The 26,893-nt window shown below is 46.2% G+C and carries 25 protein-coding genes; 13 read left to right on the plus strand and 12 right to left on the minus strand.

Annotated elements, in window-relative coordinates:
- The first annotated feature begins 265 nt into the window (after window positions 1-265).
- Complete coding sequence (locus NDI42_RS08325; protein ID WP_190458039.1) at window positions 266-1,069, plus strand: DUF928 domain-containing protein; 804 nt, start codon at window positions 266-268, stop codon at window positions 1,067-1,069.
- A gap of 187 nt (window positions 1,070-1,256) precedes the next feature.
- On the opposite strand, the gene NDI42_RS08330 is transcribed toward NDI42_RS08325, so the two are convergent.
- The 8 genes from NDI42_RS08330 to NDI42_RS08365 form a co-directional block, all read right to left on the minus strand.
- Window positions 1,257-1,436, minus strand: a complete 180-nt coding sequence (locus NDI42_RS08330) for a DUF6760 family protein (protein WP_399317629.1) — start codon at window positions 1,434-1,436, stop codon at window positions 1,257-1,259.
- The gene (locus NDI42_RS08335) at window positions 1,400-1,780 is read right to left on the minus strand and encodes a phage tail assembly protein (RefSeq protein WP_190421283.1); all 381 of its coding nucleotides are present in this window, start codon (window positions 1,778-1,780) and stop codon (window positions 1,400-1,402) included. The genes NDI42_RS08330 and NDI42_RS08335 overlap by 37 nt, the downstream gene beginning before the upstream one ends.
- 9 nt (window positions 1,781-1,789) lie before the next feature.
- Window positions 1,790-2,149, minus strand: a complete 360-nt coding sequence (locus tag NDI42_RS08340) for a hypothetical protein (protein WP_190421281.1) — start codon at window positions 2,147-2,149, stop codon at window positions 1,790-1,792.
- Complete coding sequence (locus NDI42_RS08345; protein WP_190458043.1) at window positions 2,136-2,642, minus strand: phage tail protein; 507 nt, start codon at window positions 2,640-2,642, stop codon at window positions 2,136-2,138. The genes NDI42_RS08340 and NDI42_RS08345 overlap by 14 nt, the downstream gene beginning before the upstream one ends.
- A gap of 110 nt (window positions 2,643-2,752) precedes the next feature.
- The gene (locus tag NDI42_RS08350; protein WP_190421276.1) at window positions 2,753-3,253 is read right to left on the minus strand and encodes a phage tail protein; all 501 of its coding nucleotides are present in this window, start codon (window positions 3,251-3,253) and stop codon (window positions 2,753-2,755) included.
- Between the two features lie 104 nt (window positions 3,254-3,357).
- Window positions 3,358-3,828, minus strand: coding sequence for a phage tail protein (locus NDI42_RS08355; protein WP_190421274.1), 471 nt, complete (start codon window positions 3,826-3,828; stop codon window positions 3,358-3,360).
- A gap of 83 nt (window positions 3,829-3,911) precedes the next feature.
- The gene (locus tag NDI42_RS08360; RefSeq protein ID WP_190443951.1) at window positions 3,912-5,630 is read right to left on the minus strand and encodes a phage tail sheath family protein; all 1,719 of its coding nucleotides are present in this window, start codon (window positions 5,628-5,630) and stop codon (window positions 3,912-3,914) included.
- 45 nt (window positions 5,631-5,675) lie between these two features.
- Window positions 5,676-6,233, minus strand: a complete 558-nt coding sequence (locus tag NDI42_RS08365) for a Pvc16 family protein (RefSeq protein ID WP_190458044.1) — start codon at window positions 6,231-6,233, stop codon at window positions 5,676-5,678.
- A 245-nt stretch (window positions 6,234-6,478) separates the two neighbouring features.
- Between NDI42_RS08365 and NDI42_RS08370 the strand changes: the two genes are divergently transcribed.
- The 4 genes from NDI42_RS08370 (at window position 6,479) to NDI42_RS08385 (ending at window position 11,822) form a co-directional block, all read left to right on the plus strand.
- Window positions 6,479-7,624, plus strand: coding sequence for a sensor histidine kinase (locus NDI42_RS08370; RefSeq protein ID WP_190458046.1), 1,146 nt, complete (start codon window positions 6,479-6,481; stop codon window positions 7,622-7,624).
- A 91-nt stretch (window positions 7,625-7,715) separates the two neighbouring features.
- Window positions 7,716-8,390 carry a response regulator gene (locus NDI42_RS08375; protein ID WP_190421265.1) on the plus strand — a complete coding sequence of 225 codons (675 nt, stop codon included), beginning with the start codon at window positions 7,716-7,718 and terminating at the stop codon, window positions 8,388-8,390.
- Window positions 8,391-8,502: 112 nt separating this feature from the next.
- Window positions 8,503-9,843, plus strand: coding sequence for a Pvc16 family protein (locus NDI42_RS08380; RefSeq protein ID WP_190458048.1), 1,341 nt, complete (start codon window positions 8,503-8,505; stop codon window positions 9,841-9,843).
- Window positions 9,840-11,822 carry an ATP-binding protein gene (locus tag NDI42_RS08385; protein WP_190458067.1) on the plus strand — a complete coding sequence of 661 codons (1,983 nt, stop codon included), beginning with the start codon at window positions 9,840-9,842 and terminating at the stop codon, window positions 11,820-11,822. Before NDI42_RS08380 ends, NDI42_RS08385 begins: the two co-directional genes overlap by 4 nt.
- 288 nt (window positions 11,823-12,110) lie before the next feature.
- On the opposite strand, the gene NDI42_RS08390 is transcribed toward NDI42_RS08385, so the two are convergent.
- Window positions 12,111-12,320 carry a Nif11-like leader peptide family natural product precursor gene (locus tag NDI42_RS08390; RefSeq protein ID WP_190421259.1) on the minus strand — a complete coding sequence of 70 codons (210 nt, stop codon included), beginning with the start codon at window positions 12,318-12,320 and terminating at the stop codon, window positions 12,111-12,113.
- 215 nt (window positions 12,321-12,535) lie between these two features.
- On the opposite strand from NDI42_RS08390, the gene NDI42_RS08395 reads away from it, so the two are divergent.
- The 5 genes from NDI42_RS08395 (at window position 12,536) to NDI42_RS08415 (ending at window position 20,795) form a co-directional block, all read left to right on the plus strand.
- A complete protein-coding gene (locus NDI42_RS08395) occupies window positions 12,536-14,893 on the plus strand; it encodes a substrate-binding domain-containing protein (RefSeq protein WP_190458068.1) in 2,358 nt (785 codons plus the stop codon).
- A 97-nt stretch (window positions 14,894-14,990) separates the two neighbouring features.
- The gene (locus NDI42_RS08400) at window positions 14,991-15,185 is read left to right on the plus strand and encodes a hypothetical protein (RefSeq protein ID WP_190458070.1); all 195 of its coding nucleotides are present in this window, start codon (window positions 14,991-14,993) and stop codon (window positions 15,183-15,185) included.
- A 14-nt stretch (window positions 15,186-15,199) separates the two neighbouring features.
- Window positions 15,200-15,790 carry a phage tail protein gene (locus NDI42_RS08405; protein WP_190421255.1) on the plus strand — a complete coding sequence of 197 codons (591 nt, stop codon included), beginning with the start codon at window positions 15,200-15,202 and terminating at the stop codon, window positions 15,788-15,790.
- 16 nt (window positions 15,791-15,806) lie between these two features.
- Complete coding sequence (locus NDI42_RS08410; protein WP_190458072.1) at window positions 15,807-20,123, plus strand: hypothetical protein; 4,317 nt, start codon at window positions 15,807-15,809, stop codon at window positions 20,121-20,123.
- A gap of 144 nt (window positions 20,124-20,267) precedes the next feature.
- Entirely contained in the window at window positions 20,268-20,795 is a 528-nt protein-coding gene (locus tag NDI42_RS08415) for a CIS tube protein (RefSeq protein ID WP_190421251.1), read from the plus strand.
- 174 nt (window positions 20,796-20,969) lie between these two features.
- Here NDI42_RS08415 and NDI42_RS08420 read toward each other — a convergent pair whose 3' ends face one another.
- Window positions 20,970-21,623 (minus strand): HAD-IA family hydrolase, encoded by a 654-nt coding sequence (locus NDI42_RS08420; RefSeq protein ID WP_190458172.1) that lies wholly within the window; start codon window positions 21,621-21,623, stop codon window positions 20,970-20,972.
- 114 nt (window positions 21,624-21,737) lie between these two features.
- On the opposite strand from NDI42_RS08420, the gene NDI42_RS08425 reads away from it, so the two are divergent.
- The 3 genes from NDI42_RS08425 to NDI42_RS08435 all read left to right on the plus strand — a co-directional run bounded on the left by NDI42_RS08425 (window position 21,738) and on the right by NDI42_RS08435 (window position 23,978).
- On the plus strand, window positions 21,738-22,787 hold the full coding sequence (locus tag NDI42_RS08425) for a saccharopine dehydrogenase family protein (protein WP_190458074.1): 1,050 nt from the start codon (window positions 21,738-21,740) through the stop codon (window positions 22,785-22,787).
- Window positions 22,788-22,898: 111 nt separating this feature from the next.
- Window positions 22,899-23,690: a YdcF family protein gene (locus tag NDI42_RS08430; protein WP_190458076.1), complete on the plus strand. Its 792-nt coding sequence runs from the start codon at window positions 22,899-22,901 to the stop codon at window positions 23,688-23,690.
- Window positions 23,691-23,753: 63 nt separating this feature from the next.
- Window positions 23,754-23,978, plus strand: coding sequence for a hypothetical protein (locus NDI42_RS08435; RefSeq protein WP_190458077.1), 225 nt, complete (start codon window positions 23,754-23,756; stop codon window positions 23,976-23,978).
- 54 nt (window positions 23,979-24,032) lie between these two features.
- Here the strand turns inward: NDI42_RS08435 and NDI42_RS08440 are convergent, their stop codons facing one another.
- Both NDI42_RS08440 and NDI42_RS08445 read right to left on the minus strand, forming a co-directional pair.
- The gene (locus NDI42_RS08440) at window positions 24,033-24,257 is read right to left on the minus strand and encodes a ferredoxin-thioredoxin reductase variable chain (protein ID WP_190421300.1); all 225 of its coding nucleotides are present in this window, start codon (window positions 24,255-24,257) and stop codon (window positions 24,033-24,035) included.
- Between the two features lie 301 nt (window positions 24,258-24,558).
- Window positions 24,559-26,628 (minus strand): PP2C family protein-serine/threonine phosphatase, encoded by a 2,070-nt coding sequence (locus NDI42_RS08445; RefSeq protein WP_190458079.1) that lies wholly within the window; start codon window positions 26,626-26,628, stop codon window positions 24,559-24,561.
- Window positions 26,629-26,893 lie beyond the last annotated feature (265 nt).

The following is a 26,893-nucleotide window of genomic DNA, read 5'->3' on the forward strand; positions in this document are numbered from 1 at the left end:
GGGATAATTTATAGCAGTTATAACACTGAAATCTTCCCAATAGGCTAAAAGTAAAAAAATCAAATTAAAAACCAGACAACAGCGATCGCATCTTTAAATTTTCTATCTTATTTCCCAGGAAAGTAGAGAAACATTGTTGAAGATAAAAGAGTCTCTATTTACAAATTACAATGTCCTAGTCAAGTTTTGCCCTACAGACCGCAAAGCCTATGCTTTGAAGACGTGCTGCAAGACGTGTAAAAGTGCTACAACTTGAAAAAAATATATGTTGAACAAATCTTCTGTACATTTCACGACACTTTCCTTAGCCTTATCTGTGGGACTAACGCTGTACGCCAGCATTCCCGCCACAGCAGAATCGCCACAAACACCGATACGGCAAACAACCCCCAACCGTGGGCAAATCCGCTCAGGTCGCCTGAGATTCAGATTGCCAAAAGTCGGCGCGCCCCGTACTAGAGAACCGGGAGCATCGCGTGGTAGCTCAAACTGTAGCAATCAAGAAAAATCCGTAATGGCATTATTGCCAAATACTAATGTGGGATTGACTCTAGCGGAGCGTCCGACCTTATTTGTTGCTATTCCTTCTAGTAGCGCCCAACAAGCGGAGTTTACGCTGCATGACGAGGAAAACCAGCAGGAGGCACTATACAAAACAAAAATTCCCATTCCTAGCACTGCTGGTATTGTTAGCATCAGCCTTCCCTCAGACGCTGATTCTCCACAGCTGGAAGTTGGTAAAAAATATCGTTGGTCGTTTTCAGTTATTTGTGACGCTGAGGATAGGGCAGCAGATATTTTTGTAGAAGGGTGGGTGCAACGAATGGAACCAAGTGCCACCTTAGTTAAGGATTTACAGAAAGCAACAGAACGTGATCGCCCAGTCTTGTACGCTGAGGCTGGACTGTGGCTCGACACAATCGCATCTCTAGCTGATTTACGCAACGCTTCTCCTAACGATTCCAGCTTAGTAACAGACTGGGAAGACTTATTAAAAGCCGTTAATCTTGGCAAAGTTGCTAAAGAACCTTTAATTAAGTTAGAAACCAACACAAGTTCCACGCCCTAGCCATTGAAATGTTGTCAATTTTGTAGGGGCATGGCAATCAAAAAGCCCCTACAGCCAACCAAAATCAACGTTACAAAATTTTCTTTTAATAAATGAAACCATCCTGCTAGATAGCAAGCCAATGACGGAGCCAAAGCCCCAGACGATGGTGGGGTGGGCTTCTTTTATTTTGGGCTTACCGGACACATCATTCCTGATGCTGAATCTTACTAATTTCCGTCACCCAACTCCGGCGGTCATTATGTTCCAAGTTGAGGATGTCTTCTAAAGACCAGTGGAAGTGAAAAGCAATTAAGGCTACCTCCTCGCGCAGCGCATCAGAGGGGTAGCCTAAGATTCCCCCGCTAGAGAAAGCTCCACCTGAAATTGACTATTGCACGTAGGACACTGAACTGGAATGTAAACATCACCTTGTTGGTTGATGCGATTGTAAAACTCCCGCAAGTACGCCAAATCTAGAGAAAAAAGATTCTCCAATAATTCAGGAGTTACCTTTGATAATTCGCCTAAACGAGTAATAGTTCGCGAGAGCATCACCAAAACTGCATAAGCGGGATTATCCTGCACCCCCCGGTCTTTTTGGACAAACATTTCATCTTTTGCAGTTGCTAGACGCATCACGCCTTGGCGATGAACGCCCCCGCTTGCATCCACCAATCCTCTAGGAAGGATAAATTCAAATTCCGTATAGAGTATGCGATCGCTGTCCATCTCGTCGGGTTACTCAAAATCAGGAGTCAGTGCAGGATTGGGTAACGGGTTTGTCACCACTTTCGACTCAGCATTTTCCTGCTCTAGTTCATTAATCTGACGATAAAATTTTTGGAGATAATTCAAATCACAAGCGAAAAAACCTTCAACAACTGAAGGCGTAACCTCTTCCAAGGCTCCCAATCGAACGATCACGCGGGCTAAAATAATTACTGTAGCGTAAGCAGGATTTGATTTAACGCGAGGGTCGCGCAAGGGGACAATTTCGTCCATTGCTCTCGACAAACGCATTACGCCTTTGCGGTGAATGTTGCCATCACTATCGAGATACCCCTTTGGCAAAGTAAATTCAAACTCAGTTTGAATCATTCGTTACTACATTAATCCGTTTTAAATCTTCAACAGTCACTTCTATCTCTTCAATCTCCATATCGCCCCCAACAGCATTAACATCTGCAATTTTATAGCTAGTCGGCCATGCTCGTTTAAACTCAAATCTAAACTGCTCTTGGGCTGCCTGATTATAGATTACTAAAGAGCCATCGCGCTGTTGTTTACCCCAATTTCCGTCCTGCACAGCCTGAATCCAGTTCCACAACGTCATCGAACAAGTCAGACCCCGGCGCAAGGTAATATTGCTGTAACTAACATTACCAGGAATTTTTGTTCGGACAACTCGACCCTGAGATTCTCCATCTTTGCCCCACTTCTGAGGTGTCACCTCGGAGATTTCTATCACCTGTTGGGTAGACTTAAAACCGCTACAATCCATAAAATAGCCGTCTACCGCATCATTGCTTCCATCGAGTTTTAGTTCCAGGTAAAATCGGCAAGTTGTGAGAATTTCAGGAAAGTCTGTCACAGTTGATACCGCCTTACAACCAATTCACTTTCTATTATATAAATCACTGACTGGTGAAATGGAGCGCGATCGCATCTCACCAGAGCAGTTTTACATTGAGTATATTCTTTCTACGCCGATACAGTAAACTTCATCCGCTCGTAATTAAGCTTAAGCGTCCAAGTTTCCAGTTCGCTACTCCCTGCGTCCCGCTTAGGAACATCAAAACTATTGGGAAGCACCCCTACAAAGCTGTACGTTAACCCCACCTTCCCCTCTGAACCGGAGTAATAGACATTAATTGTCATTTCTTTACGTAAAGTTCGCGCTTTTGCAGCTTCCCCAAGGTTTGCTTTCGAGGCACAATCCTTGTACCACTCCCAAAGCTTATCGTCATTTCCGCCCTGATGCGCTCCTGGCACTAAAACTAGCGTTATCTCCCCATACTTCGGTTGACTCGGAACACTGAGAACCAGCGATTTTCCTTTCGGGCCAGAACCGATGGCATTATCAGCACCCTTTGGGGACATATCTACTGACATTCCACTAACTTCTTTGATAATGATGTCTTTGATATCACCAATTGTTACATCGTAGTTATCACTAGATAGTAACTCAACAGCATCAGCCATAAATAACCTTCCAATCGATTACAAAGTACCAAGAAATGATTGCGATCACTTCTTAAAGCGAACAAAATTAAGAGTATTGTCTCAAACACCCAGACTTAGATAGATCAAGCTGGATCGAATTGGTCAACCTGTAGCGTAAAGGTCTCTTCAAGCAACCCACCGTCTGCACTGAGTTTCCCGATTTGATATTTACAAATCCAAACTCCGCTCATCTTCCACGAATCCACCATTTCACCGGCTGAGTTATAGGATTTAATTACGCCTTCTGCCATCCTGGCGCTCGTGGGAAACCCCCCACCATCCTCTGCTTTTGGCATACACTGTAACAGCCACTTTCTCATCAGCGAGCTAGTGCTTTTTGCATCTCCACTAGCTAGGGTTACTAAAGTGATTTGAACCGCTGCTTCCCTTTTCTTAGTAAGAGTCTGCCGTACAGAGCCCTTGGCACCTGACATTAGGGCATCACCATGTTGAACGTCAGTCTTATAAGCTGGCAAGTCAACACTTTTAAACTGTAGACCGTCACCGACTCCCTTGATTTCTAATTCAAAATTCTCAACTGTAATAATAGCCATTGTTCAAAACCTCCTTACAAATTTTTTCAATATTCAGTTTAGATATCAGCTCTAGGGCTGATATCTAAACTAACGACTCTAACCTACTGGTTAGGAGACCACTGACTGATGCGGAAGATCACAAATTCCGCTGGTCGGACTGGACAGACACCAATTTCGACATACAGACGACCCAGCATTATTGTCTCGTGGGTGTTGATACTGGCATCGCACTTCACGTAGAAGGATTCACCAGGCGAACCACCGAACAACGCCCCTGCACGCCACAGCCGTTCGAGGAAATTGCTAACTGTGCGGGTAACTCGCGCCCACAAATCTTGATCGTTAGGCTCGAACACAACCCACTGGGTACCGATTTCAATCGAGCGCTCGATGTAGCTAATCAGACGGCGGACGCTGATATAGCGCCACTGGACATTAGCGGGTTCTACCAGAGTGCGTGCGCCCCAAACTTGGAAGCCTCGGTTGTAGTTTGCGAAGTTGCGGATACAGTTAATCCCCACAGGGTTCAACAGTTCCTGTTCGCGGAAGTTAGTTTCGTAGGCTAAACCCAAGACACCGCGAGGAACTTCGTTGGCGGGTGCTTTGAAAACGCCACGAGTCTCATCGGTGCGGCACCAAATCCCCATCATGTGACCGCAGGGGGGAACCAAAATCGGTCGTCCGGCATTGCGTGGGTTCGCCACTTTAATCCAGGGATAATACAACGCCCCGAACATGGAACGACGATTAAAGTTATTTAACCACTGAGCTACGTGCTGAGGCTTTTGTTGCTCAGGGGGTACAGGCTCACCGCCTCCCTTGCAAGGTGGCGGGTCGAGAACTACCATGCGGTAGTTGGGGCTGGGTGCGTTGTTTTCGCACATACTAACCATCATTTCCATGATGCCGTGAACCTGATCCAAATCCAGCAGACCGCGTTGGTATGCCAGCATTAAATCTGGACAAGCAATCATGGAAACTTCGTCAATTTCAAAAATCCCTTGTACGCCCGTGCGGTCATCACGCGCCCCATTCACATCCCGTGGAAAGCGCTCGCGGCTAGAAATGACGGGTGGAGGGCTGACTTCATAGGTGCCGTTGACAGGTCGCCGAGACAAGGGTTGCCCACTGGTGGACATATCGGTTACGGACAAAAATTGAGATGCCTGCTGGTCGCCGATACCTTCATTGATTGCAGTGACGACATAGGTACCGACTTGCGCCTCGACATCCGGGTTCATTGTCAGGTGGGTATACTCTTCGAGTTTCTCGCCACCGCGACTAATAATGACTTTAAAATATTCCCCTGTGTTGAGGGGGGGTTCTGCCTCTGGGTCTTCAGGGGCTTTGGGTTCATCGGGGAGGATTGAAACATTGACTCGTCCACCGGATAAGGCAAGAGCTGAGCTGTCATCCTCTTCGCCTTCCGATGGCTTAATAGCAAACATCAAAGAGGGACGATTTCCAGAGGTTCTAAGCTTTGTGGCTGTTTCCTCTGGTGCAGGTGGTTCTGAACCGGGGAGTTTGGTACCAATGCTAGTCACCCAACAGCGTCCACCGCCGTTCATAAACCAGCCATTGACGGCAAAGGGGAGATAGGCGTTGAAATCTGTGTAACCATCGGAGCCTTGTTTGCCAAAATATTCTAGGAATTGGCTCCAATTGGTAATCATCATGGGTTTGAACAGTTCGGCATCACCGCGTACATCTTCGGTAAAGCCAACAAACCCAGCAACACTCATACTTACGCCTTCAATCGGGCGGCTGCCACGGTCTACTTCTTCGACGTAGACACCAGGAGCAAAATAATCCATCGGCATGGCGTAGTCTTCCTTTTTTGGGTGGGGGGTAATGGGCGCGAGGAGTTATGAGTTATGAGTTTTGAATTCAAAACTCATAACTTTTTCTCGCTTCTTTACTACTTCTTTAGGTGTGTTCGGTTCTTGTAAGGTGAAGGGAACCGTCACTGTCACATATAAGGCTGGACGTAATGGGACACCCAGCGCACTCCATAAAGCTGCTGCTTCAATAAAGCCAATGGCAGAAACAATCATTGACAAGTTGCCATGACCGCGTAGTGCTGGAACCAGCAACTCTTCTGCTATCGGGCGATGAGGCAACAGCATTGTTAATGCTTCTGAGAGTAGACGTTGTTCTCCCAAGGCGGTACAGTCCCAGGCACTCACCAGGAACGAGATATCAAACCATAAGGGGGAACCGTTAAGAGTGCCTGTATGCGTTTTTTCCGGGTTAAGCCTGCGGTCTACCTGACCGTTTTCCCCGATGTTGTAGCAGTACAGGTTCAGCGCTGGCCTTATATCCTGCCGCATACCAGGGTGGTTGAAATCTATTTGCTCTGTATTGAGCAGAGAAGTCCCGCCAGCCAGGATTTCTGCCAAAGTCTGGGCAGTAGCAGGGATCATAAGACTAGATAGATGCTTAGGCTGTATAGGTCTAGATTAGGTAGACACATCTAGAGTGTTTATTAGACTTTGGTCGAAACTTTAAAAATTGTGTGTAAATACGCGTATTTACGGAACTCTGGGACTAAGCTAGATGAGTCATTTACTTCTCAGGGATGATGACAAGTTCCGCAGGCTGAATGCCCTACTGGGTGCTGCACCCTATTCCACACTGCTGATTTATCGTGTATGTCGGGGAGTTACAGATGAAGGTTGGTATACAAAAGTTGGTTCGCGAGGTGCGTCCACCTACCTCCACAATCGGTTCACTGGGTACACCGTCGTCTGCCGATGTTAGAAGTATTTGCAAGCTGCATATTGAACAGTTAGCGGTGCAAGTGCCGATTGTGGCAGCTTGGATTGTCTACGAGGATTCTGATACGGGGATGCGCCAATTTGTTGCTCATTATACACAGCAGCAGGGCAGTATTTACGCAGGCTTTCCCCATCCCCTTTCTGTGGTGTGGTGGGAAGATTGGTTGCCAGATGCGATCGCGCGTGTATTTACCCCGCGTCGGGATACGGTACCATGTCCCTACAATGCTTATGTTTGCGCTCTTAGTCAGCATAGCTCTAGGCCTGAGTATCTAATGCTATGGAGCGAATATTCTCTATCTGTTCATCAGCAGGAGTGTATAGAGCAACAAGCTCAACTACTTAGTCACTACTTGGCTATGTTTCGCGAGTGTTCTCGTCAAAAAGCTGAGATTCAGTTACTTGAGCAAGTGTTACGCCGTGCAGAACATCAACTGCGAAATCCTTTAGCACTGATTAGTCTTTATTCGGAAAATTTATGCCGGGGGTTGCAATCTGGAGGCTTGCAAGAACAGGCTACGATTATTCGGGAAACTGTGGATGATTTGAGTGCTAATTTAACAGATTTGGTTTACTGTGGACAGCAGGCAAAATTGCGCGTAGCGCCTTATGACCTGCGGGAAATTTTATCTGACAGCATTCAGGGTTTGCAACCGTGGTTAGAGGAAAAACAAGTAGATATCTGCTATCCGGATAAACCTGTGATTGTGGCGTTGGATCGGTGGCAGATGAAGCAGGTTTTTGACAACTTGTTAAGTAATGCAATTCATTTTAGTCCGGAAGGAGGGGTAGTTACTTGCAACTGGCAAGTTTTTGCAATGGAAGTGATAGTTGAAGTGAGCGATCGCGGGAGCGGACTTTCCCAAGAAGACCTGAAACAAGTATTTACACCGTTCTACTCTAAGCGTCCGGGTGGTACAGGTTTGGGGCTAGCGATCGCTAAAAAAATTATCCTCGACCATAAAGGGAGCATTTGGGTAGAAAATCTCTCAGTCGGCGGCGCACAATTTTCGTTTATTTTACCTCGAAATAATTAAAAACAAATTTTGTCAGTTCTTTGTTGCCCGTCAAGGGTTGAAAGTTGGATTGAAAAGTTCCAACTCTTATCTTATCGATAACTAATGAGCCATGAATAACCAGCCAATTTCTATTTTGTTAGTGGATGATGAACCACGCTTTCGTCAAGGGTTAAGAACTTTACTAGGATTCTTAGGTACTAACGACTCTTTAAAATTCGATGTTGTTGGCGAAGCTGCTAGTGTAGAGCAAGCATTAAAATTAACTGTAGAACAAAAACCAGCGATGATTTTGCTGGATATGGAATTGCCACCAGGGGATGGAATTACTGCCTTGCTGAGTCTCAGAGAAATGTCCTATAAAGGGAAAGTGCTGGTTCTCTCAGGACATCGGGAAGACGAATGGGTATTTCGAGCAATGCAAGCAGGTGCTTGCGGCTATGTGTTTAAAGATCGCGTAGCTACCCAACTGTGTGAAGCAATTACCACAGTAATGAAAGAAGAAGTGTATTTATCGCCAGAAGTTGCAACCTGCTTTTTCCGTTTGTTTAACTTTTATGCAGGGCGCTCGTTGAGCGCAGGTAAAGCTATTCACCTAACTGAACGAGAGCAAGAAGTTCTACACTGGTTAGTTGAAGGATCTTCAAATGAAGAAATTGCCCGGCATCTTTACATCACAGTTGCTACAGTCAAAGCTCACCTGACAGCTATATTTGAAAAATTAAGTGTCACGAGTCGCACACAAGCAATTGTAAAAGCCTTAAAACTTGGATTAGTTAGTGCTTAAGGCAAGAGATTAACCATCCGTTTAGAAACTAAAATTTTAGTCTTGGCTGAACTTCGAGAAAAATAAACTAAGCTATCCTAAAAGCTTACCGCTGACTGCTAAAAGCTATTTTATGAGCAATTACTTAGCGATCGCTACTGTCACCGCTGCCTTGCAAAGAACTTTGCAGGCTGTAGTACAAGTAGACGTAGATGGCGCAAGAGTGACAATGGTACGACCTAGTAACTTGGGGAGTGGCACGCCAGAAACAGGAGTGAATCTGTATCTTTATCAAGTGACGCTCAATTCCGTGTGGCGAAACAACGCTGATGTGCGGAATCGCAACCGTAAAGGAGAAATGGCCAAGCGATCGCACAATGCCTTAGATTTGCATTACATGATCAGTTTCTATGGCAATGAAGTTGAGTTAGAACCGCAACGACTTTTAGGCAGCGTAGTCCGTACCCTCAAGGATCAATCGACTTTGACACAGGAGATGATTTGGGACACAATCGCCGATTCTAACTTTACCTACTTGGCTGACTCTAACCTCTCCGAACAGGTAGAAGAAATTGACTTTGTGCCGATGGATCTATCTTTAGAAGATTTATCCAAAGTTTGGTCGGTATTCTTTCAAACTCCCTACACCCTGTCAGTCGCCTACCGCGCTACTGTAGTGATAATCGAAGGGGAAGAGTCAGCCCAAAAAGCGCTACCAGTGCGCGACTACAACTTTAGCGGTGTGATGCCGTTCCCAAATCAGCCAGTGATAGATCGGGTTGTGTCCCAAGCTGGAAGGTTTCAGCCGATCTCGGCAGACAGCACATTGGTGATATGGGGTAAGCATTTGAAGAGTAGTATTACTCAAGTGCGCTTGGGTGAGGTGGAGGTGACACCCTCAGAGGTTCAGGATAACCAGATTGTCTTGTCCCTCTCCTCGTTCCCTGCTTCTTCCCTACAGGCAGGTGTACAAAGTTTGCAGGTGATTCACCGCATCTCAACCGGGACAGAAGCAGTATCGATGGGAGTTGAGTCAGCAGCAACTTCTAGAGGCAACTCGACACCAACATTAAGCTTACAGCGAAGTCTCCAACGCGGTGTGGAGTCAAATGTTGCACCTTTTGTGCTGCGTCCAACCATAACAGAGGTTAGCGTCTCAAATATACAAGAAAGTAGAGATGAGTTGCACTCAGCTGATGTGATAGTGCAAGTCAATGTCACCATTGGCAACAAGCAGCGAGTGGTTATGGCGCTGAATGAACGGTCAATTAATAATCCTGTGGCTTATCTTTTCGATGCCTTGCCACGTCGAAATGATACTAACCTGGTGACTGTTCCGGTGCGAGATGTGAAGCCTGGGGAGTATCTGGTGCGTTTGCACGTAGATGGGGCAGAAAGTCTGCTGAGTGTAGATATGGACAAGGGCAGCCCAACATTTCAGCAGTTTATTAGTCCGAAGGTAATAATTTCATGAATGTCACGGCTACTAACAACTTGCAGCAAGCTAACCAGCACTCCTTGATGGCAGCACTGGCTCCGGTGCATCAAGCGTTACAACGTCAAGCGCGGCTGGCGCAAGGGAAGCCGGACAAGGAACAGGAGGAAGAATATTTTTCGCCTCGAAATGGGCTTTCGCCTCATGGGGCATTGGAGAAGCTTTGCACAACTTTTGGGCTGTCGGATTTTGAGCGGGATGTGCTGCTGTTGTGCGTTGGGATGGAACTTGATGCTAGTTGGGCTAGCTTGTGCGCGATCGCTCAAGGTGTCCAAGAGCGGGTGTATCCTACTTTTAGTTTGGCTCTAACAATTTTACCAAACCCGGAATGGAGTGCTTTAACGCCTAACGCTCCTTTACGTCGGTGGCGGCTGCTTGAAGTTGGATCGGGGAATGCACTCACCACTGCACCCCTGCGAATTGACGAGCAGATACTGCACTATATTGCTGGCGTGCAGCATCTCGATGAGCGACTGATGGGCATTGTGGAGCCTGTCGCCGCTGTTAACATTTTAGTGCCGTCGCACCATCAACTAGCTCAAAGGCTTGCTCAGACATGGGTTGAGGCATCACAGGAAGCGGTTTTACCGATTATCTGTTTGTGTGGCGACGACGTTGCCAGTATGCAAGCGATCGCTTTGAAAGCCTGCGAACTTTTAGAAATGAATCTGAACGCCATCTTTGCCAGCACTGTTCCCACTGGCATCAACGAACTTAATAACCTAATGCGACTGTGGGAACGGGAAGCTGTTTTGAGTAATAGTGTGCTGTTACTGGAATGGGACGAAACCGATGCAGGGGAGGGACTGCGAGAAAGCGCGATCGCAACTATGGTAGAGCGCATCCGTTCTCCATTGGTAATTATCAGTCGCGATCGCCGCAAACAACGTCAGCGTCCCCTAATCGCCATTGAAGTTCCCAAAGCAACCCCGAACGAACAGCGAGCAATTTGGCAAGCTGCCTTGGGCGATGCAGCCATTAGCTTAAACGGACACGTCGAAACCTTAGTTTCCCATTTCACCCTCAGCGCCACCACAATTTACGCTGCTTGTGCAGAAGCAAAAGGAAAGCTTGCAACTCAGGCAGAAGCAGAATCCCCGATTCACAATCAATTATGGGATACTTGCCGCATTCAAGCGCGATCGCGTCTCAATGACCTGGCTCAACCGATTATCCCAGGAGCCAGTTGGGATGAGCTAGTATTGCCAGAGACACAACGCCAAGTTCTGCGCGATATTGCCGCCCACGTCCGCCAACGCGCCAGGGTTTACGAAAGTTGGGGATTTGCCGGGAAAGGCGGACGCGGCTTAGGCATCAGCGCTTTATTTGCTGGTGCCAGCGGTACAGGTAAAACAATGGCAGCAGAGGTAATAGCTGGAGAATTGCGGCTAGACCTTTACCGCATTGACTTGAGTTCCGTCATCAGCAAATACATCGGCGAGACAGAGAAGAACTTGCGGCGCGTATTTGACGCTGCTGAAGCTGGTGGGGCAATTCTGCTATTCGATGAAGCTGATGCTTTATTCGGCAAGCGTTCTGAGGTCAAAGACAGCCACGACCGTCATGCCAATATTGAAGTCAGCTACCTGTTACAGCGTATGGAATCATACCGAGGTTTGGCAATTCTCACCACCAATCTAAAAGGTTCGCTGGATCAAGCTTTTCTGCGCCGGATTCGTTTTATCGTCCAATTTTCCTTCCCTGATGCTAATCAGAGAGCCGAAATATGGCAACGCATCTTTCCCAGTAAAACACCAACACAGGGGCTAGAGGCACGTAAATTGGCACAGTTGAATGTCGCTGGCGGTAACATCCGCAATATTGCTTTGAATGCAGCTTTTATCGCAGCTGATGCGGGGGAGGCTGTGGGTATGAAACACGTTTTACAAGCTGCCAAGAGCGAATATGTAAAGCTAGAAAGACCTCTGACGGATACGGAAGTGAAAGGCTGGGTGTAAGGAGAGGATGCGATCGCTTACTTCTTAAAGATGACAGATATTTCAAATTTCATTTTTTAGAAAGATGTAGAACGTTAAATTTTATTAGGGTGTTTACTACTACCTCAAAACAATATGTAACACTAGAAAAATTATTGATCTCGCTAAATATGAGAGATTCAGCTAAAAACCCCATATTCCTTCTTTAAAGGCATAAGCTAGTAAAGGAAAGAAAGAAGCGATCGCTTAAATAAAAATATAATCTTTAAAGAAAGCGATCGCTAATAACTGTATACATCCTTTGAAAATTTACAACCCAGGAATTTCTGATAATTCACCCTCCAATTCTTCCACAACAAAGCCAGTAACCGCATTCCATTCTTCCACGGTGAAGCTATAGCCAGATTCTTCAGCCATCTTGACAAATGCTTCCAAATTAGGTGCAGAGTTAAGCTTCTCCTTTAAAGCCGGGTCAGCTTGAACAGCTTTGAAAAGTTTTGTAACTTCTTCTTTTGCCATAAATCCATATTTCCATCGCGCTAAATCAATGTTACTTTAACAAATTGAGGAGATATTTTGAGCAACAGCTTCGGCAAAATCGGAGATTCACAAGCGGGACTCGTGTTCGAGGGATTGGAGAGGAGAAAAAACTATTACTAATAACCAATTTAAAATCCTTTCATCCAAAATTTAAAATCCCATAGTCCACCTATTTATTATTCGGAGAGTTTTCGGTGGCGCTGACAAACATTCCCAAAATTTTACTTAGAGAGTATCTGAGCAGAAATGCACCTCCAATCAGGCTTACCCAATACAATTGGTTAAGCCGATACCAATGGCTGGCACCAATAGTTGATGAAATCAAAACCGAACTAGATCCGCCAACCCCAGAAGAACAAACCGCCCTTGTTGACGCACCGCCACAATTTACCGCGCCAGTCCACTCATTTGAATCCCACTACTCAATTGAATCCCACTACAGATACTATCGTTGCAAGTATAGCGATCCCTTAGCCTGTAACTTGCCGCAACAGACCCTCCAGCGAGAGCCAACAGCCAAGTATTGTTTAGAATGCGGTTTTCCAGCTACCTTACCGGAAAAAAGTGAAATTCGGGGACGGCGCGGCAGATATCGAGTAGAAACTTTAGTCGGAAAGCGCGGTATGGGCCGTCTGTACCAGGGAACCCAACTTTCCGATCAGCAGCCGATTGTCATTAAAGAATACCTGCTCCCCAACCGTTCCTTCAGCCAAGAAGAAACCCGCCAGCGCAAGCAAACCTTTGAGCTAGTAGCAGGTTTGAGTCTAGCAGATGGAAGAGTTCAGGATTTGCGCCTGCGTCAGCCTTGGGATGCCATTTCTGACGGGCTTGAGGAACGCTGCTACCTCATTACCAACGGCAATTTAGATACATCCCCAACCCTCAGCGCCTACCTGTCCGCCAGTGGTGCGATGACCAGTTGGCAAGTGCGCCTAGTTCTCAACCAAGTGTTGCAAACCCTGGAATCTCTCCACGGTCAAAAGTTTAGCCTGCCTTCCGGCCAGGTGCAGCAGGGAATGGCTCATGGCAATATCAGCCTTGATAGTTTGCTATACGTAGGAGACAAGGAGAAATTTTTTATACATCTGTGCGACTTGGCTCTCTGGGAACGCTTGTTTGAGCCGCCAAACACCGAAATCATTATTCCCATGCCTGCCCAAGATTTAGTAGCATTGGGATATGTGGGCTTTTACCTGTTGGTAGGGCGATCGCTTGACCCTTCCCATCAGCTTATTGACCCCAGAGATGAGCGACAATGGCCTCCCGTAGAGCCTCACCTGAAGACGTTTATCCTTCGTCTTATCGGGCTAGATGTGACTTTTGAAAGTGCCGAAGAAGCGCGACTCGCTCTATTGAAATTGCCCCCAGATCAACATATTGATATTTTAGTTGTAGAAACAGCGTCACCAGAAGACGACCAAGCCAAGCTGCGTCGCCCTCCCTACTGGCTCTTTGGTATCCTGGGATTGAGTTTGTTAGGAATATTTGTTTGGGCGCTAATCCCCAAATCCCAAGCCGGAAATCTTACCGATAACGACTTTCTAACTTGCTGCATCAAGGACATCTCTGCTATTCCTGGTGGTAAATTTAATTACACAGCGGAAGAAGCGGGAACCTGGAGCTATATACTGCGACACGCAAACATAATATCCCAGGATAAAACTTTAGAAGAAAAGCTCCTAGAACGTCAGCCAAAATTACAGCTAAATTATCAACCAGAGCCTTCAGGAGAAGCAGCAATAGCAAAAGTAATGTCCGGAAAAGCAAACTTTGCCATCTCCGGTCTGGTTAATGAATTGGCACCAGAGCTGAAATCGAAAGAAGTTGCCTATGATGGTTTGGTAGTGTTTGTTGCCTTCAGCTATGCCAAAAGGGATAAGAGCCTTCCACAGGCTTTAAAAGGGCAGATTACTTTTGAGCAATTGCGTAAACTCTACACAGGCGAAATTACAAGCTGGAAACAGCTAGGCGGCCCCGATATACCAGTAAGACTTTATATTCCCAAAGAAACTGAGGCAGTACGAATCTTTGAGCAACGAGTCCTCAAAAATGACCAAGAAATTGCTTTATTTAGAAGATTAATTCAAAAAGGCGAGCAGCCACCACCTTTGTTTAAAAATCCGTACGCGCAAGAAATTAAACAGATGTCCACTTTTGAGACTCTGCGACAGGTGATTCGAGATTTCGAGGATGATGAAGTTGGGGGAATTGCTTTTGGTACGCTCAGCAAAGTTTTCGGTCAATGTTCAGCTTATCCTCTGGCTTTAATAGATAAAAATAAGACGGCGGTACAGGCTTTAATTCAAGACAACGGTAATCCCGTAAATCCCACAACAGACTTGTGCGATGATAAAGGAAGTTATCGCCCTAACGTCGAAGTTTTCAGAAATAGAAGCTATCCCTTGGGATATCCCATTGCTGTAGTTTATTCTGGAGATAACAGTCGTCCCCCGGTCGGTCAAAAGTTTGCTGAGCTACTGAGAACCCGCGAAGCACAACGCCTGCTAAGTAAAGCAGGCCTGGTGCCTTTGCAACCGCTACCACCAAATTAAAAATTAAAAATTCTTAATTTAGCTCAAATTCGACTTTCCGCTACTGATCGGCACTAAGGTAGAGGCATAAAATAGCAGTAAGGTTTGGGTTTTGGTTATGGTAAATTATCGTTTTCCAGAGGCGCAGAAGGATGCTGTAGCTAATCAGAGCATACAACACTCCCGAAGTGCGCTTTCAAAGACAGCAGCTAAAGTTCTGCAAGATCCTCTACTGCTGCGACAGCTTAGCGACCAAGTATACAAACTGATGATTGAAGATTTGCGCCGTCAACGAGAACGCAGTAGAAACTAAGGAGGATAATTTTGATGGCACTTCCATTGCCACAATCACAGCCATCTGTGTCAAATCAGAATAACGGACAGAATAAAAATGGCACAAGCACTCGCGAACTGAACTACGTTACAGCCAATCGCTTTTATGTAGAAATTCAGAGTAACATTACTGCCTGTTTCACAGAGTGCCAAGGCTTGGGTGTCACTATAAAAGCTGAAAAACGTTTGGAAGGTGGTGTCAACGACCAACAGAGAATTATTCTGGGTCAGGCAGAATTTTCTGATGTGACGCTCAAACGTGGCATCACAAATGATTTAACCTTCTGGAATTGGATTAGTAAAATATTGAGCGATGTTGGACGCAATAAAGGTAATAATTTGCCGAAAAAAGAACGCCGCAACGTCAATATTCTAGTTTTTAACCAGGCAGGAGAAACGATGCAGTGTTGGACGCTAATCGGTGCCGTTCCGGTTTCTTGGAAAGCACCAGCATTAAACGCCGATTCTGGCACAGTGGCTATTGAAGAGTTGACTCTAGCATACGAAAGTTTGCAAGTTGATAACTCCCGTGCTGGCGGCTCCTCGATTTCTGGCGGACGCGATAAATTGGGATACTTCGCCTAGTAATTAGCACAAATATATGGCGGAAATTCAAGACACCCACCCCCATAACAATCTTCCCAATGGAGAAACAACATCCCAGGAACCCCTTGGTTTCAAAAATCCCTTGCTTCCAGCTAATCCATTAGGACAAAATTTCATTAGCCGGAAATTTCTCTATCCGCTGGGAGCAAGGGCAATTACAGCATTTGATCCTTCGGTATTTTTTTCCCGTGAAATGCCGGATGAAGTGCCGCCGGACAATCCATTTGACAATTCACCCTTTTTCGCCGAATCCCAAGCCTCACAGTTGAGTAAATCGGTTGCAGCCTCTGATGGCATTACGTCAGCAGCAGCACCACCAGTCGTCGCGCAGCTAAAAGAATCCACGCTAATACAACCTCGATTGGAAACCGAAAAACCAGCTTCGAGGGCAGAAGTAATTAAGCCTGTAACTACACCGCAAGTAACTTATAAGATTAATCAAGGCAAGGAAGACAATTCCGGCCTTTTGTCTTCTACCACCACGCTTTCGGAAATGCTGCCAGCTACGATTACCGAAGTAACTCAAATACAACCACGATTAGAAAGTCAAATATCAACTTACAACTCTGAAGTAAGTCAGTCAATAACTGCACCACAAGTAGCTTCTATAACTCAAGAAAAACAAGAATTCGATCCTGCGACAACGCAGCAAGTTAGGATTATAGACGGAACTCAAATACAACCGCGTTTAGAAAATCAAATATCAACTGACAACCCTGAAGTAAGTCAGTCAATAACTGCACCACAAGTAGGTTCTATAGCTGAAGAAAAACAAGAATTAGATCCAGCGATAGTGCCGCAAATTACGACTACCGAAGCAACTCAAATACAACCGCGATTAGAAAGTAAAACACCAAATACAACCGAAGCAATTGAGTCGGGAATTACACGACAAGAAACCTTAGCGGTACCAAAAGCAGCAGAAGAAATTACAGATTCTCAGTCAGAATTTGTAGCCTTAGATTCTGTCACAAAGTCAGAGGAAACCCCACAAGTTACCACTACAGATGCAACTCAAATACAACCGCGGTTAGAAAGTGAAATATCAGCTGACAACCCTGAAGTAGCTCAGTCAATAACTGCACTAGAAGTAGCTTCTATAACTCAAGAGAAACAAGGATTCGACCCTGCGACAACGCCGCCAGCTACGACTACCGATGCAACAATCGTACAAGCGTTTAAAGAAAGTAAACCACAACCTGGAAACCGTGAAGTAATTGAGCCAATAACTTTACCAGAACTATCTTCTATAACTCAAGAGAAACAAGAATTCGACCCTACGACGACAACGCCGCAAGTTACGATTACAGACGCAGCTCAAATACAACCGCGATTAGAAAGTCAAATATCAACTGAGAACTCTGAAGTAATTCAGTCAATAACTGCACCACAAGTAAATTCTGGAATAACTCAAGAGAAAGAAGCATTCGCACCAACCATAAGTCCGGAAGTTACGATTACAGACGCAACAATTGTACAAGCGTTTAAAGAAAGTAAAACAGAACCTGATAACTTTGAAGAAATTGACACAGGGTCTGCACTAGAAGTAATAGAAAAAACAACTCAAGAGGAAGAAAAATTCGCAACTCTACCTTCTTCTACCACGCTTTCAGAAACGCCGGAAGTTACGATTACAGACGCAACAATACAACCGCGATTAGAAGAACAAACACAATTTATTAAAACAGAAGGACTTGAGTCATTAACAGTAACTTCACTACAAGTAGCTGCGGAAGTAACTCAAGAAGAAGTAAAATTCGCACCAAGGACAACGCCGCAAGTTACAATTACAGGCGCAACGCAAATACAACCGCGATTAGAAAGTCAAATATCAACTGACAACACAGAAAAAATTGAGTTAGTAGCTGTACCGCAAGTAGCTGATGAAGTAACTCAAGAGAAGGAAGATTTCGCACCAGCGATAACGCCGCAAGTTACGATTACAGACGCAACCCAAGTACAAACGTTTAAAGAAACAGAAAGACCAACTATAAAAACTGAAGGAATTGAGTCAGTAGCTGCGCCACAAGTAGCTGATGAAGTAACTCAAGAGAAGGAAGATTTCGCACCAGCAACAACGCCACAAGTTACGTTCGCAGATGCAATAGAAGGTCAAATATCGGCTGAGAATACAGAGGAGATTGAGTCATTAACAGTAACTTCACCACAAATAGCTGAGGGAGTAACTCAAGAGAAAGAAGAATTCGCACCAGCAACAACGCCGGAAGTTACGATTACAGACGCAACGGTACAACCGCGGTTAGAAAGTAAAATATCAGATGAGAACGCAGAACAAGTTGAGTCAGGAACTGCACCAGAGGTAAATTATCTAACAACTCAACCGAAGGAAGAATTCGCACCAGCAACAACGCCGGAAGTTACGATTACAGACGCAACGGTACAACCGCGATTAGAAAGTAAAATATCAGTTGAGAATACAGAAGGAATTGAGTCAATAGCTGCACCAGAACTAGCTGATGAAGTAACTCAGCAAAAAGTAGAATTTGTACCAGCAAAAACGCCGGAAGTTACGATTGCAGACGTAGCTCAAGTACAAGCGTTTAAAGAAACACCAACTACAAAAGCTGGAGGAATTGAGTCAGTAATTGCCCTTAAAGTAGCTTCGGAAGCAACTCAAGAGAAAGAAGCATTTGCCTCCGTAACAACGCCGGAAGTTACGATTGGAGACACAACGGGACAACCACGATTAGAAAGTAAAATACTAACTACAAAAACTGAAGGAATTGAGCCGGGAACTTCACCACAAGTAGCTTCTAAAGTAAATGAGGCTCAGTCAGAACTCGGAGCTTTAGCTTCTGTCACAATGCCAGAGGAAACGCCGCAAGTTACGACAACAAACTCAATTCAAGTACAAGCGCAATTAGAAACTCAAACACCAGCTACAACCGAAGGAATTGAGCGGGAAACTACACCAGACGCAGCACCCTTACCACTACAGCCAGCCGCAGAACAAACGAGTGAGGTAGCAGTGTTGTCAAACGTTACGGAACCGATGCCGTTTTCTGTAAGCCGGAAGGTAGAATCGGTAGAAATGCCAGCGATCGCTTCTGAGAAAACGCTTACCCAATCAGACATCACAGCCCCTTCTCTGGCATCTTCTGTCACGACACCAGATGTTCCGCTTGTACAACTTCTATCGGAACAGGAACCCAGGAAGGCAACAGAAGAAGCGGTTTCAGAAATCAATGCACCTTCTTCTGTTGTACCGATACCGACTCAACTGCATGAAAATTCGGATCTTCGGGTAGAGGAAGCGATCGCTCCCATATCCTCTGACACTTCTAACAAACAGGTGTCAAAAATTACAACGAATACCGAAATGGGCGTTGTACAACCTCTGTTAGATAACCAGTTGTCTGCACAATCCCAGGTGCCAACAGCTAGGGAAGATTTGGCTGACAAGGTGGAAGAAGCTGCACCCATATCTTCTGCCACAGATAACAAACAGGTGTCAGAAAGTACGCCCAATACACAAGCCAATATTGTCCAACCTTTAGGGGAAATAGAGCCTCGCCAGCAGATTGAAGAAATCCCTCAATTGCCTACAGTTTTGACAAATCTATCCATCCTCAGCCCATTAACTCAATCCAATTTGCTCGTTTCCAAATTTCCAGAACAGACAACTCTTAACGTTGAAGAATCCTTGCTCTCGCCTTCAAAGTTACCTGGGCGTATCCAGAGAATGCCAGAGGAAGGGGATAAGGGACAAGAATTTGGCGACTCGGAAGTAAAGCCGACAATTCAAAGAAGCGTTTCTTCCTCCTTTGAAGAAAAATTGCGATCGCAACAGGCGGGAGATTTACCAGAATCCAACCAATCTTCAATCCCCTTAGCAAAAGATTCTGCGATCGCTAAAACTATACCCACATCATGGTCTAGCATCGCCGATTTAATAGGCGAGGCTACATCAGACTCAAGCAACTCAATGATTGTACAACCCCTCTTAGAGGAGAGGGGTTGGCAAGAGCCGATTATTTCCTCGTCAGATTCCAGAAACTCTTACTCAACAGTTGATTCCCCACATACCGATAGGGCGAACGGTGTTATCCAAGCATATTCCAATACCTCCGGGCGCACATCAGCATCCGGGATGGAAGCTCTTAGACAGTTGATGGAATCATCTGGTGGTAGCAAAGTAGAGGCGCATCAGTCAGACGAAGATTTCTCAGAAGACGAAGGAGTTGATAACCTGGAGATTTTGGCTCGTGAAATTTACAGTTTTATAAAGCAACGGTTGGAGATAGAACGAGAGCGTAGAGGGAACAACTACTCCGGTCGCCTGCCTTGGTAAAGTTATACCATTTTGGATTTTGCAAAAATCGGATTAACTTTGCCTTTAATAATAACTGAATTAGGAAAGCCATAGGCAGTTTCAAACATTTGAATGTCGCACCGCTAAAAAAAAAATGCCAGTAGCATTACTTAGGAGAATATTATGTCCACTACTCGCCTAGTCAAAGCCAAACTTATTCCCAAGATTCCAGCGCAGGGTGTGGATACCATCGAATTTATGTTCAATCCCACCAAACTATCCTTCAATCGAAGCGTTCAAATTAATGCCTCTCAAGGAGCGCGGACTGGGAAGGGACTACCCAAAGTCAGCTTTCAAAGTATTGATCCTTACAAGCTCACCATCTCAGATATCCTGTTTGATACCTACGAAGAAGGCACAAGCGTTCTCTGGTACATCAACAAATTGAAAAAAGCTGTTGAGTTTCCCGATGGTCAAGAGGTTCCACCAGTCTATCTGTTTACTTGGGGCGCTCAGGAATACTTGCGTTGCTTTGTGCAACAATTGTCCTACGAACTGACCATGTTTCTGCCTGATGGTACGCCCGTGCGTGCTTCGGCTAACTTGACACTCCACGAGGTTGATATACTTATACCCCCAGGTAATCCGGAGGCTCCTTCTAGTGTGAACCGCACCGGGGATAGTCGGGAAAACCGCAGCAATAATCAGTAGTCTTTAAGGTCAAAACGCTAGCTATTCTTTAGATGGCGGAGGGATTCAAGTAGATAATGTCTTGAATTTTAGCCATTGATGGCGGCACTAAGCACGCTGCGGCTAAAGTCTTTGCTTCCCCCTTGGGATAGGTTATGAGGCGGTCGCCTCATAGTAGGCAAGGTGGGGAAGGGGTCAAGAGGGAGAAACCAGCCACGTCCACAACTGGGAAGATGTGAAATCAGCAACAGTGAATAATGCCCCAGATGCGTCGAGAATCTTGGGGTCGTGGGTGGAGGCAATGCCAATTGTAGTAATTCCTGCGCCTACAGATGAACGAATGCCAGAGGGAGAGTCTTCAAATGCGATCGCTTGTTCGGCACTCATGCCAAAATGATTCAGAGCCAGTTGATAAGGAGCAGGGTCAGGCTTGCCCGCTGTTGCTTCTTCAGCTAAAACAACTTTAGCGAAAGCATCTGTCAAGCCCAAAACTTTGAGCATGAATTCGGCATTCTTACGCGGAGCATTTGTAACAATAGCTCGTTGCAACTTCAATTCCTCCGTCCATGCCAGCATATCCAAAAGTCCATCCAGCGGCTTTAGTTCTGGTGCCAATTCCCGGAAATAAGCTTCTTTATCTTTTGCTAATTGTTCGCCTTCTGCTATCGACAGCTGCGGCAAGATATCTTGAATAATAACTGGGTTAAGTCGTCCGCTAATCCGGGTTTTGTAGAAAGTTTCGTCAATTTCTAAACCGTAGTTTCTCAATATTTCCTGCCAAGCCTTGTAATGGATTGGGTCAGTGTTTACGAGAGTCCCGTCCAAGTCAAATAAAATTGCTTCAAGCATAGTTTTCCAGGCGAGACGGCACAATAAAAGAATATCCCGATTTAAGAAGCAGCACAAATACAGCGATCGCAAAGCGGGATGCGTTCTGTCTGGCATGTATCTACACCTTTACCAATGTCATCAAACTTTTTGTTATACGGTGCTAACGGCTATACCGGAACCCTCATCGCCAAATTAGCGGTGCAGCAAGGGTTACGCCCTATCCTAGCTGGACGCAATACCGATAAATTGGAGCCGCTAGCGACATCGCTTGGTTTAGAACACCGCGCCTTTAGTTTAGACAATTCGGTTGCCCTGGATGCGGCTTTAGGGGATGTAGCAGCCGTACTGCACTGTGCTGGCCCCTTCTCCAAAACCTCACAGCCAATGGTTGAAGGGTGCTTGCGGACAAAAACTCACTACTTGGATATTACCGGGGAAGTCGCAGTCTTTGAGGCAGCGGCTGCCAAAGATGCTGAAGCCAAGGCCGCCGGAGTGATGCTGCTTCCTGGCGTAGGCTTTGATGTCGTCCCCTCTGATTGTCTAGCATCTTACCTCAAAGCACAGATGCCCTCAGCAACACATCTCGCCCTTGGTTTCACGGCAGGTAATATGTCGAGAGGAACTGCAACGACGATGGTGGAGGCGCAGGATAAAGGCGGTTTGGTGCGGCGTGGTGGGGTTCTTACTCCGGTTCCTGCTGCCTGGAAAACTCGGATGATTGATTTTGGACAAGGTGCAGTCTTAACTACGACAATTCCTTGGGGAGACGTATCTACAGCCTTTTACAGCACAGGGATTCCCAACATTGAGGTTTATACCGCTGTCTCCGAATCCGCTTATCGGGCTATGGTGGCAAGTCGATATCTCGGCTGGTTGCTGGGGTTGCCTATAGTACAGAATTTTCAGAAACGTCTAATTCAATCTCAAGCGCCAGGGCCAACAGATGCACAGAGAAAGGAAGGTGTAACTAGGCTGTGGGGAGAGGTGTCAGATTCTGGCTCAAGCAAGCGATCGCGGCTACAATGCCCGGAAGGTTATACTCTCACTTCAATGACGGCTTTGGCAATTGTAACCAAGGTGCTTGCCGGACAGGTGAGTGTAGGTTTTCAAACACCCTCTAAAGTTTATGGTGCCGATTTGATTCTAGAAATTGAGGGAGTGGTGAGAGAAGATATCAACTAGGCTAATGGCTAATTTTCCATTCCCCTCTAGACCTCTTATACTTCTCTCTGATGAGGGCTGTCAGTTTTATGCGCTGAATCCCCTCTGTTGGTTGCTGCTATTTAACCTTTTATGTTTTTATTTCTCTCGAAACTGCTACCGCTATTTTTCTACCCTTTGGGATTTGCCTGCGTGCTGATGGTTGTGGCACTTGTATTGTGGTGGAAGCGATCGCGCTGGACTCCTATACCGATTTCTTTGGCTCTGATTGCTCTACTGGTGGGGAGTAATGGCTGGGTGAGTAACGCTTTGATGCGAAGCCTGGAATGGCAAAATCTCCCAGCCGCAGAACTCCCATCGGCAGAAGCCATCGTCATCTTGGGAGGCGCTACTAAGCCAGCTTCGCCACCCCGTTCCGGTGTCGATTTGAGCGAAGAAGGCGATCGCGTCCTGTATGGTGCCGAGTTATATCGCAAGGGCAAAGCGCCTCTGGTAATTGCCAGTGGGGGACGTATTGACTGGCGACGATCTGGAGCGTCGGAGTCAGGGGATATGGCGGTAATATTGGAAACATTGGGTGTCCCAAAAGATGCTATTCTCCAAGATCCCACTTCGCTCAACACCTACGAAAATGCAGTGAATGTGCGGCAAATCCTGCGATCGCGAGGGATTGGTCGGGTATTATTAGTTACTTCAGCATTTCATATGCCGCGATCGCTGCTGATTTTCAAGCGTCAGGGAATAGAAGCGATCGCAGCACCTACCGACTTTCTGGTAACACAAGCCGAATTACGCGAACCCAACAGCAGCATCCAATCTACAGTGCTGAATGTTCTACCAGACGCGGAAAGGTTACAGCGGTCAACCAGAGCTTTAAAAGAATACATTGGAATAGTAATCTATCGCCTAAGAGGCTGGCTTTAATCAATTTTGGATTTTAGATTTTAGATTGAATTCAAAATCCAAAATAAATAGCCCCTAATCATCATGTCACAAAAGATACTAAGAATTATCCTTGGGACTCAACCAGCTGCTGAAGTCTTTGCCACATATCGCGCAACTCACGATTTTTACCGAGAAGTCCAATACCGGGAAGAGTTAAAATCTTACTCCGAATGGTATTACATGACGGCCGAAAGTAACCGCAAAGAGTTGCAGAAAATGCGGGGTGACATCAACATATTCGGCTGGTTTAATCGCCGTAAGAGGTAAATGGCTAATGGCTAATAGCACTCAACAATTAGCCATTAGCCATTAGCCATTAGCCTACTCGATGATTTCTATTTCATCTTCGCGGAAATGACCTCTAAATTTTTTCTCAAACTGGATTACAACGGGAAGGTTAGCGCTTATGGGTTTGCCGTGTAATTCATTTGCAAACCCGATAACTTCACCTTCCCGATCCTTGACATCAAAAGGTTTACCCCTGTTTTCAGGATGGTGATAAACAATTACAGATTTGATGACGCGAACGCGATCGCCAACTTTCATTCTTACAATCTCCGGCTGGGTATCTGAGCCAAACTGGTGCAGTCTGCAAGCGGGGATTCCCGCTTCCACAACATTGAACTGGGAGCATTGCCTATCCAGCGGCTTCTCTCTACCCAGCGTCCAGCAAAGTGCTATTTTGAACAATTTTATATTTTTGCACAGGAAGGTACTAAGGGGATTAGGGATTGGGGATTAGGGATTGGGGATTGGGAACCCTTGAAGATTCTTCACCCAGGCCCCAGTCCCCAGTACCAGCCCCCAGTACCCAGTCCCCAGCCCCCAAGTACCCAGTACCCAGTCCCTAGCTACTTGGTGGTGGCGGAACTGACGGTATTGGGGAGGGAGAATCCTGTGGTGATGGTGGTGGTAGCGGTGATGGGGAGACAGCATCTGGCGAGGGTAGAGGCTGGGCTGAGGGTGGAAAAACGCGATCGCGCATTTGATTGAACCCCCGTTCATCATATTTCCGCCAAGCGTACAACCCAGCAATACTGCCTCCAATCAGCAGCAGCAATAACCCCAACCATAAAGCTAAAGTTTTATGGCGGCGCTGTCGTGGCGTTGCCGTAACCGGAACTTCTTGAGAAGGCACAGCCTCAGCGTAAACTGCCCCTTCGACAATCTCAGGTTGCAGGTTGACTTTTGGCATTAGAGCTTTACTGCCTATCTCCCCAAGGTTGAGTAACACCGGATACTCTGGCGAAACACGGCAGTAAGTAATTACCACAGAAGTATTATCGTGACCATTCCTTTGATTAGCCAACTCAATCCAGGACTGAACCGCTGCCTCTAGGGGAATCTTGCTTTGCATAATAGGCTCCACGAAATCCGCCCAAGATTGCTCAACCCAGTTGTTATCGCTTAGACCATCAGAACACAGCAGCAATAAGCCGTCTTCTTCCACAATGAACCGTTGCACGTTGGGACGCAAAAACTCAGCATCCCGCGTACCCAACGCCTGCGTAAGTGCGCCAGAATCGGGGCGCTGTAATGCCTCGCGGTAGAAACTGCGCCCCAAGCGCACCTCCCTGGAAGCAACATCATCGTCTACAGTCAGCTGCTGACAGGAATGGGGAGTAATCCAGTAGGCGCGGCTATCCCCAACATTGGCGATGTAGAGTTCGTGGGCGTTGTCTAATAAGGTTTGCGGGTTGGGACTAACCTTTTGTGGCAGCTGAAGCGCCATAACTAGCGTCGTTCCCATGCGCCGCCGGGACTCTCTGCCTTGTTCGTCATTTCGGGAGGAAATCAGGTTATTCACCACTCTGATACTTGCTGCCAGCTGCTCCTTCAGGAGTTCAGGCTGCACGATTTCTGTCTGTTCTGCCACCTCCGCCAGAAGCGCCCGCACTTGCAACTTCAGGGATTGTACTGCTAGAAGGCTGGCAACTTCTCCGCCTTCGTGACCGCCAATTCCATCGCAAACGATGGTCAAGTGGGGAAGCAGTGGGTCATTCAGAGAAGTGTAGTCTGCTTTTGAATCCTGTACTGTGGGATAGCAAGTATCTTCGTTGTGGTCGCGCTGAGGGCCAGTATCTGTTGCTCCAGCAACCCGTAAGCGCAAGGGCAAAAGGGCGGCTTGTTCCAGTAATAGCTGATTCAGCTTTTGGGCGATCGCTTTCTCGGAAGTATTCCCGGCTTGCATCTGTTCGCATATCTCTAAAACCTGCGTCGCCACCGATACGTGTATCAATCTACACCATCTAGCCCATAACGAACCCAGGTGATAGAGACTAGGAACAAAAGTTGCGCTTTCTTCCAGTGGCAGTTCCACAAACGCTTGGGTAACAATATCAGACTTGTCTGATGCACCATTACCGTTGTGTGTTGGGGAAAATCCTATACCCGTGTCTTCGACTGGATCGGCGTAAAGTTCCAATAGGCGCACTCGCCAGCCGTCTACCCGGAGATTGTCTTCCACTAAAAGGCTATAAAGTACACCATTATCTGCTAAAGGTTTCCAAAGCTCCAAAATTTGCCAAAGCCAATAAATCTGACGCACTGCTGGTGCTTGCGGCAAAGCTTCCACCAAAGAAGGGACAAGCTTGCCAGTCGCATCTATTGGCGCATCCAGTAACAGAATTTCGACAGCAGCAGTCGAAGTTTCTAGCACAGCGTATCCATAAGCCTCCGGGACGTGGAGGCGCTGGGGATACAAATGTAGGTAAGGGTAAACGCTGTTTGGCAGCTGTTCGGGGTGAGGCGGCTGTTCGGGAAGGGTATCCCGCCAAATTTGAGGTGCAACAACCTGATATCTGCCTTGTACTAACTCGCCAGGTGGGATCGTTGCTGCGGCTGGGTTAGCTGCCCAAAGATAGCGATGTCCTGAGAGAATGTCCTTCGGTTCGCGTTGAAATTGGGAACTGTTCATAAATTAAAGTTTTTATACAAAAATCTTAAATCATACTGTCAATAAGAAAAATTGAGTTTTTTCCTCGGAAACATAGATGAAGTGTTGTAGTAAATAATAAAGTCACGATGTCTTCCAATCCTAACTGGCTAGAGTGGAATAGTGGATTGTACCTCAATAACTACACTCACGCCTGCTATCAAGAAGGGATTGAGTTTTATGACGATCTGGTTACTGGTAAGGCAAATAAATACCTCTCCACTTATGGGGTTGCTGGGAAGCTTCT

The sequence above is a fragment of the Funiculus sociatus GB2-C1 genome, from assembly GCF_039962115.1.
Lineage (GTDB): Bacteria > Cyanobacteriota > Cyanobacteriia > Cyanobacteriales > FACHB-T130 > Funiculus > Funiculus sociatus.

Coding starts and splice junctions, on each gene's coding strand:
- NDI42_RS08325 (WP_190458039.1), top strand. CDS start 266: ATGTTGAACAAATCTTCTGTACATTTCACGACACTTTCCTTAGCCTTA.
- NDI42_RS08335 (WP_190421283.1), bottom strand. CDS start 1,780: ATGGACAGCGATCGCATACTCTATACGGAATTTGAATTTATCCTTCCT.
- NDI42_RS08340 (WP_190421281.1), bottom strand. CDS start 2,149: ATGATTCAAACTGAGTTTGAATTTACTTTGCCAAAGGGGTATCTCGAT.
- NDI42_RS08350 (WP_190421276.1), bottom strand. CDS start 3,253: ATGGCTGATGCTGTTGAGTTACTATCTAGTGATAACTACGATGTAACA.
- NDI42_RS08355 (WP_190421274.1), bottom strand. CDS start 3,828: ATGGCTATTATTACAGTTGAGAATTTTGAATTAGAAATCAAGGGAGTC.
- NDI42_RS08360 (WP_190443951.1), bottom strand. CDS start 5,630: ATGCCGATGGATTATTTTGCTCCTGGTGTCTACGTCGAAGAAGTAGAC.
- NDI42_RS08365 (WP_190458044.1), bottom strand. CDS start 6,233: ATGATCCCTGCTACTGCCCAGACTTTGGCAGAAATCCTGGCTGGCGGG.
- NDI42_RS08370 (WP_190458046.1), top strand. CDS start 6,479: ATGAAGGTTGGTATACAAAAGTTGGTTCGCGAGGTGCGTCCACCTACC.
- NDI42_RS08375 (WP_190421265.1), top strand. CDS start 7,716: ATGAATAACCAGCCAATTTCTATTTTGTTAGTGGATGATGAACCACGC.
- NDI42_RS08380 (WP_190458048.1), top strand. CDS start 8,503: ATGAGCAATTACTTAGCGATCGCTACTGTCACCGCTGCCTTGCAAAGA.
- NDI42_RS08385 (WP_190458067.1), top strand. CDS start 9,840: ATGAATGTCACGGCTACTAACAACTTGCAGCAAGCTAACCAGCACTCC.
- NDI42_RS08390 (WP_190421259.1), bottom strand. CDS start 12,320: ATGGCAAAAGAAGAAGTTACAAAACTTTTCAAAGCTGTTCAAGCTGAC.
- NDI42_RS08400 (WP_190458070.1), top strand. CDS start 14,991: ATGGTAAATTATCGTTTTCCAGAGGCGCAGAAGGATGCTGTAGCTAAT.
- NDI42_RS08405 (WP_190421255.1), top strand. CDS start 15,200: ATGGCACTTCCATTGCCACAATCACAGCCATCTGTGTCAAATCAGAAT.
- NDI42_RS08410 (WP_190458072.1), top strand. CDS start 15,807: ATGGCGGAAATTCAAGACACCCACCCCCATAACAATCTTCCCAATGGA.
- NDI42_RS08415 (WP_190421251.1), top strand. CDS start 20,268: ATGTCCACTACTCGCCTAGTCAAAGCCAAACTTATTCCCAAGATTCCA.
- NDI42_RS08420 (WP_190458172.1), bottom strand. CDS start 21,623: ATGCTTGAAGCAATTTTATTTGACTTGGACGGGACTCTCGTAAACACT.
- NDI42_RS08425 (WP_190458074.1), top strand. CDS start 21,738: ATGTCATCAAACTTTTTGTTATACGGTGCTAACGGCTATACCGGAACC.
- NDI42_RS08430 (WP_190458076.1), top strand. CDS start 22,899: ATGTTTTTATTTCTCTCGAAACTGCTACCGCTATTTTTCTACCCTTTG.
- NDI42_RS08435 (WP_190458077.1), top strand. CDS start 23,754: ATGTCACAAAAGATACTAAGAATTATCCTTGGGACTCAACCAGCTGCT.
- NDI42_RS08440 (WP_190421300.1), bottom strand. CDS start 24,257: ATGAAAGTTGGCGATCGCGTTCGCGTCATCAAATCTGTAATTGTTTAT.
- NDI42_RS08445 (WP_190458079.1), bottom strand. CDS start 26,628: ATGAACAGTTCCCAATTTCAACGCGAACCGAAGGACATTCTCTCAGGA.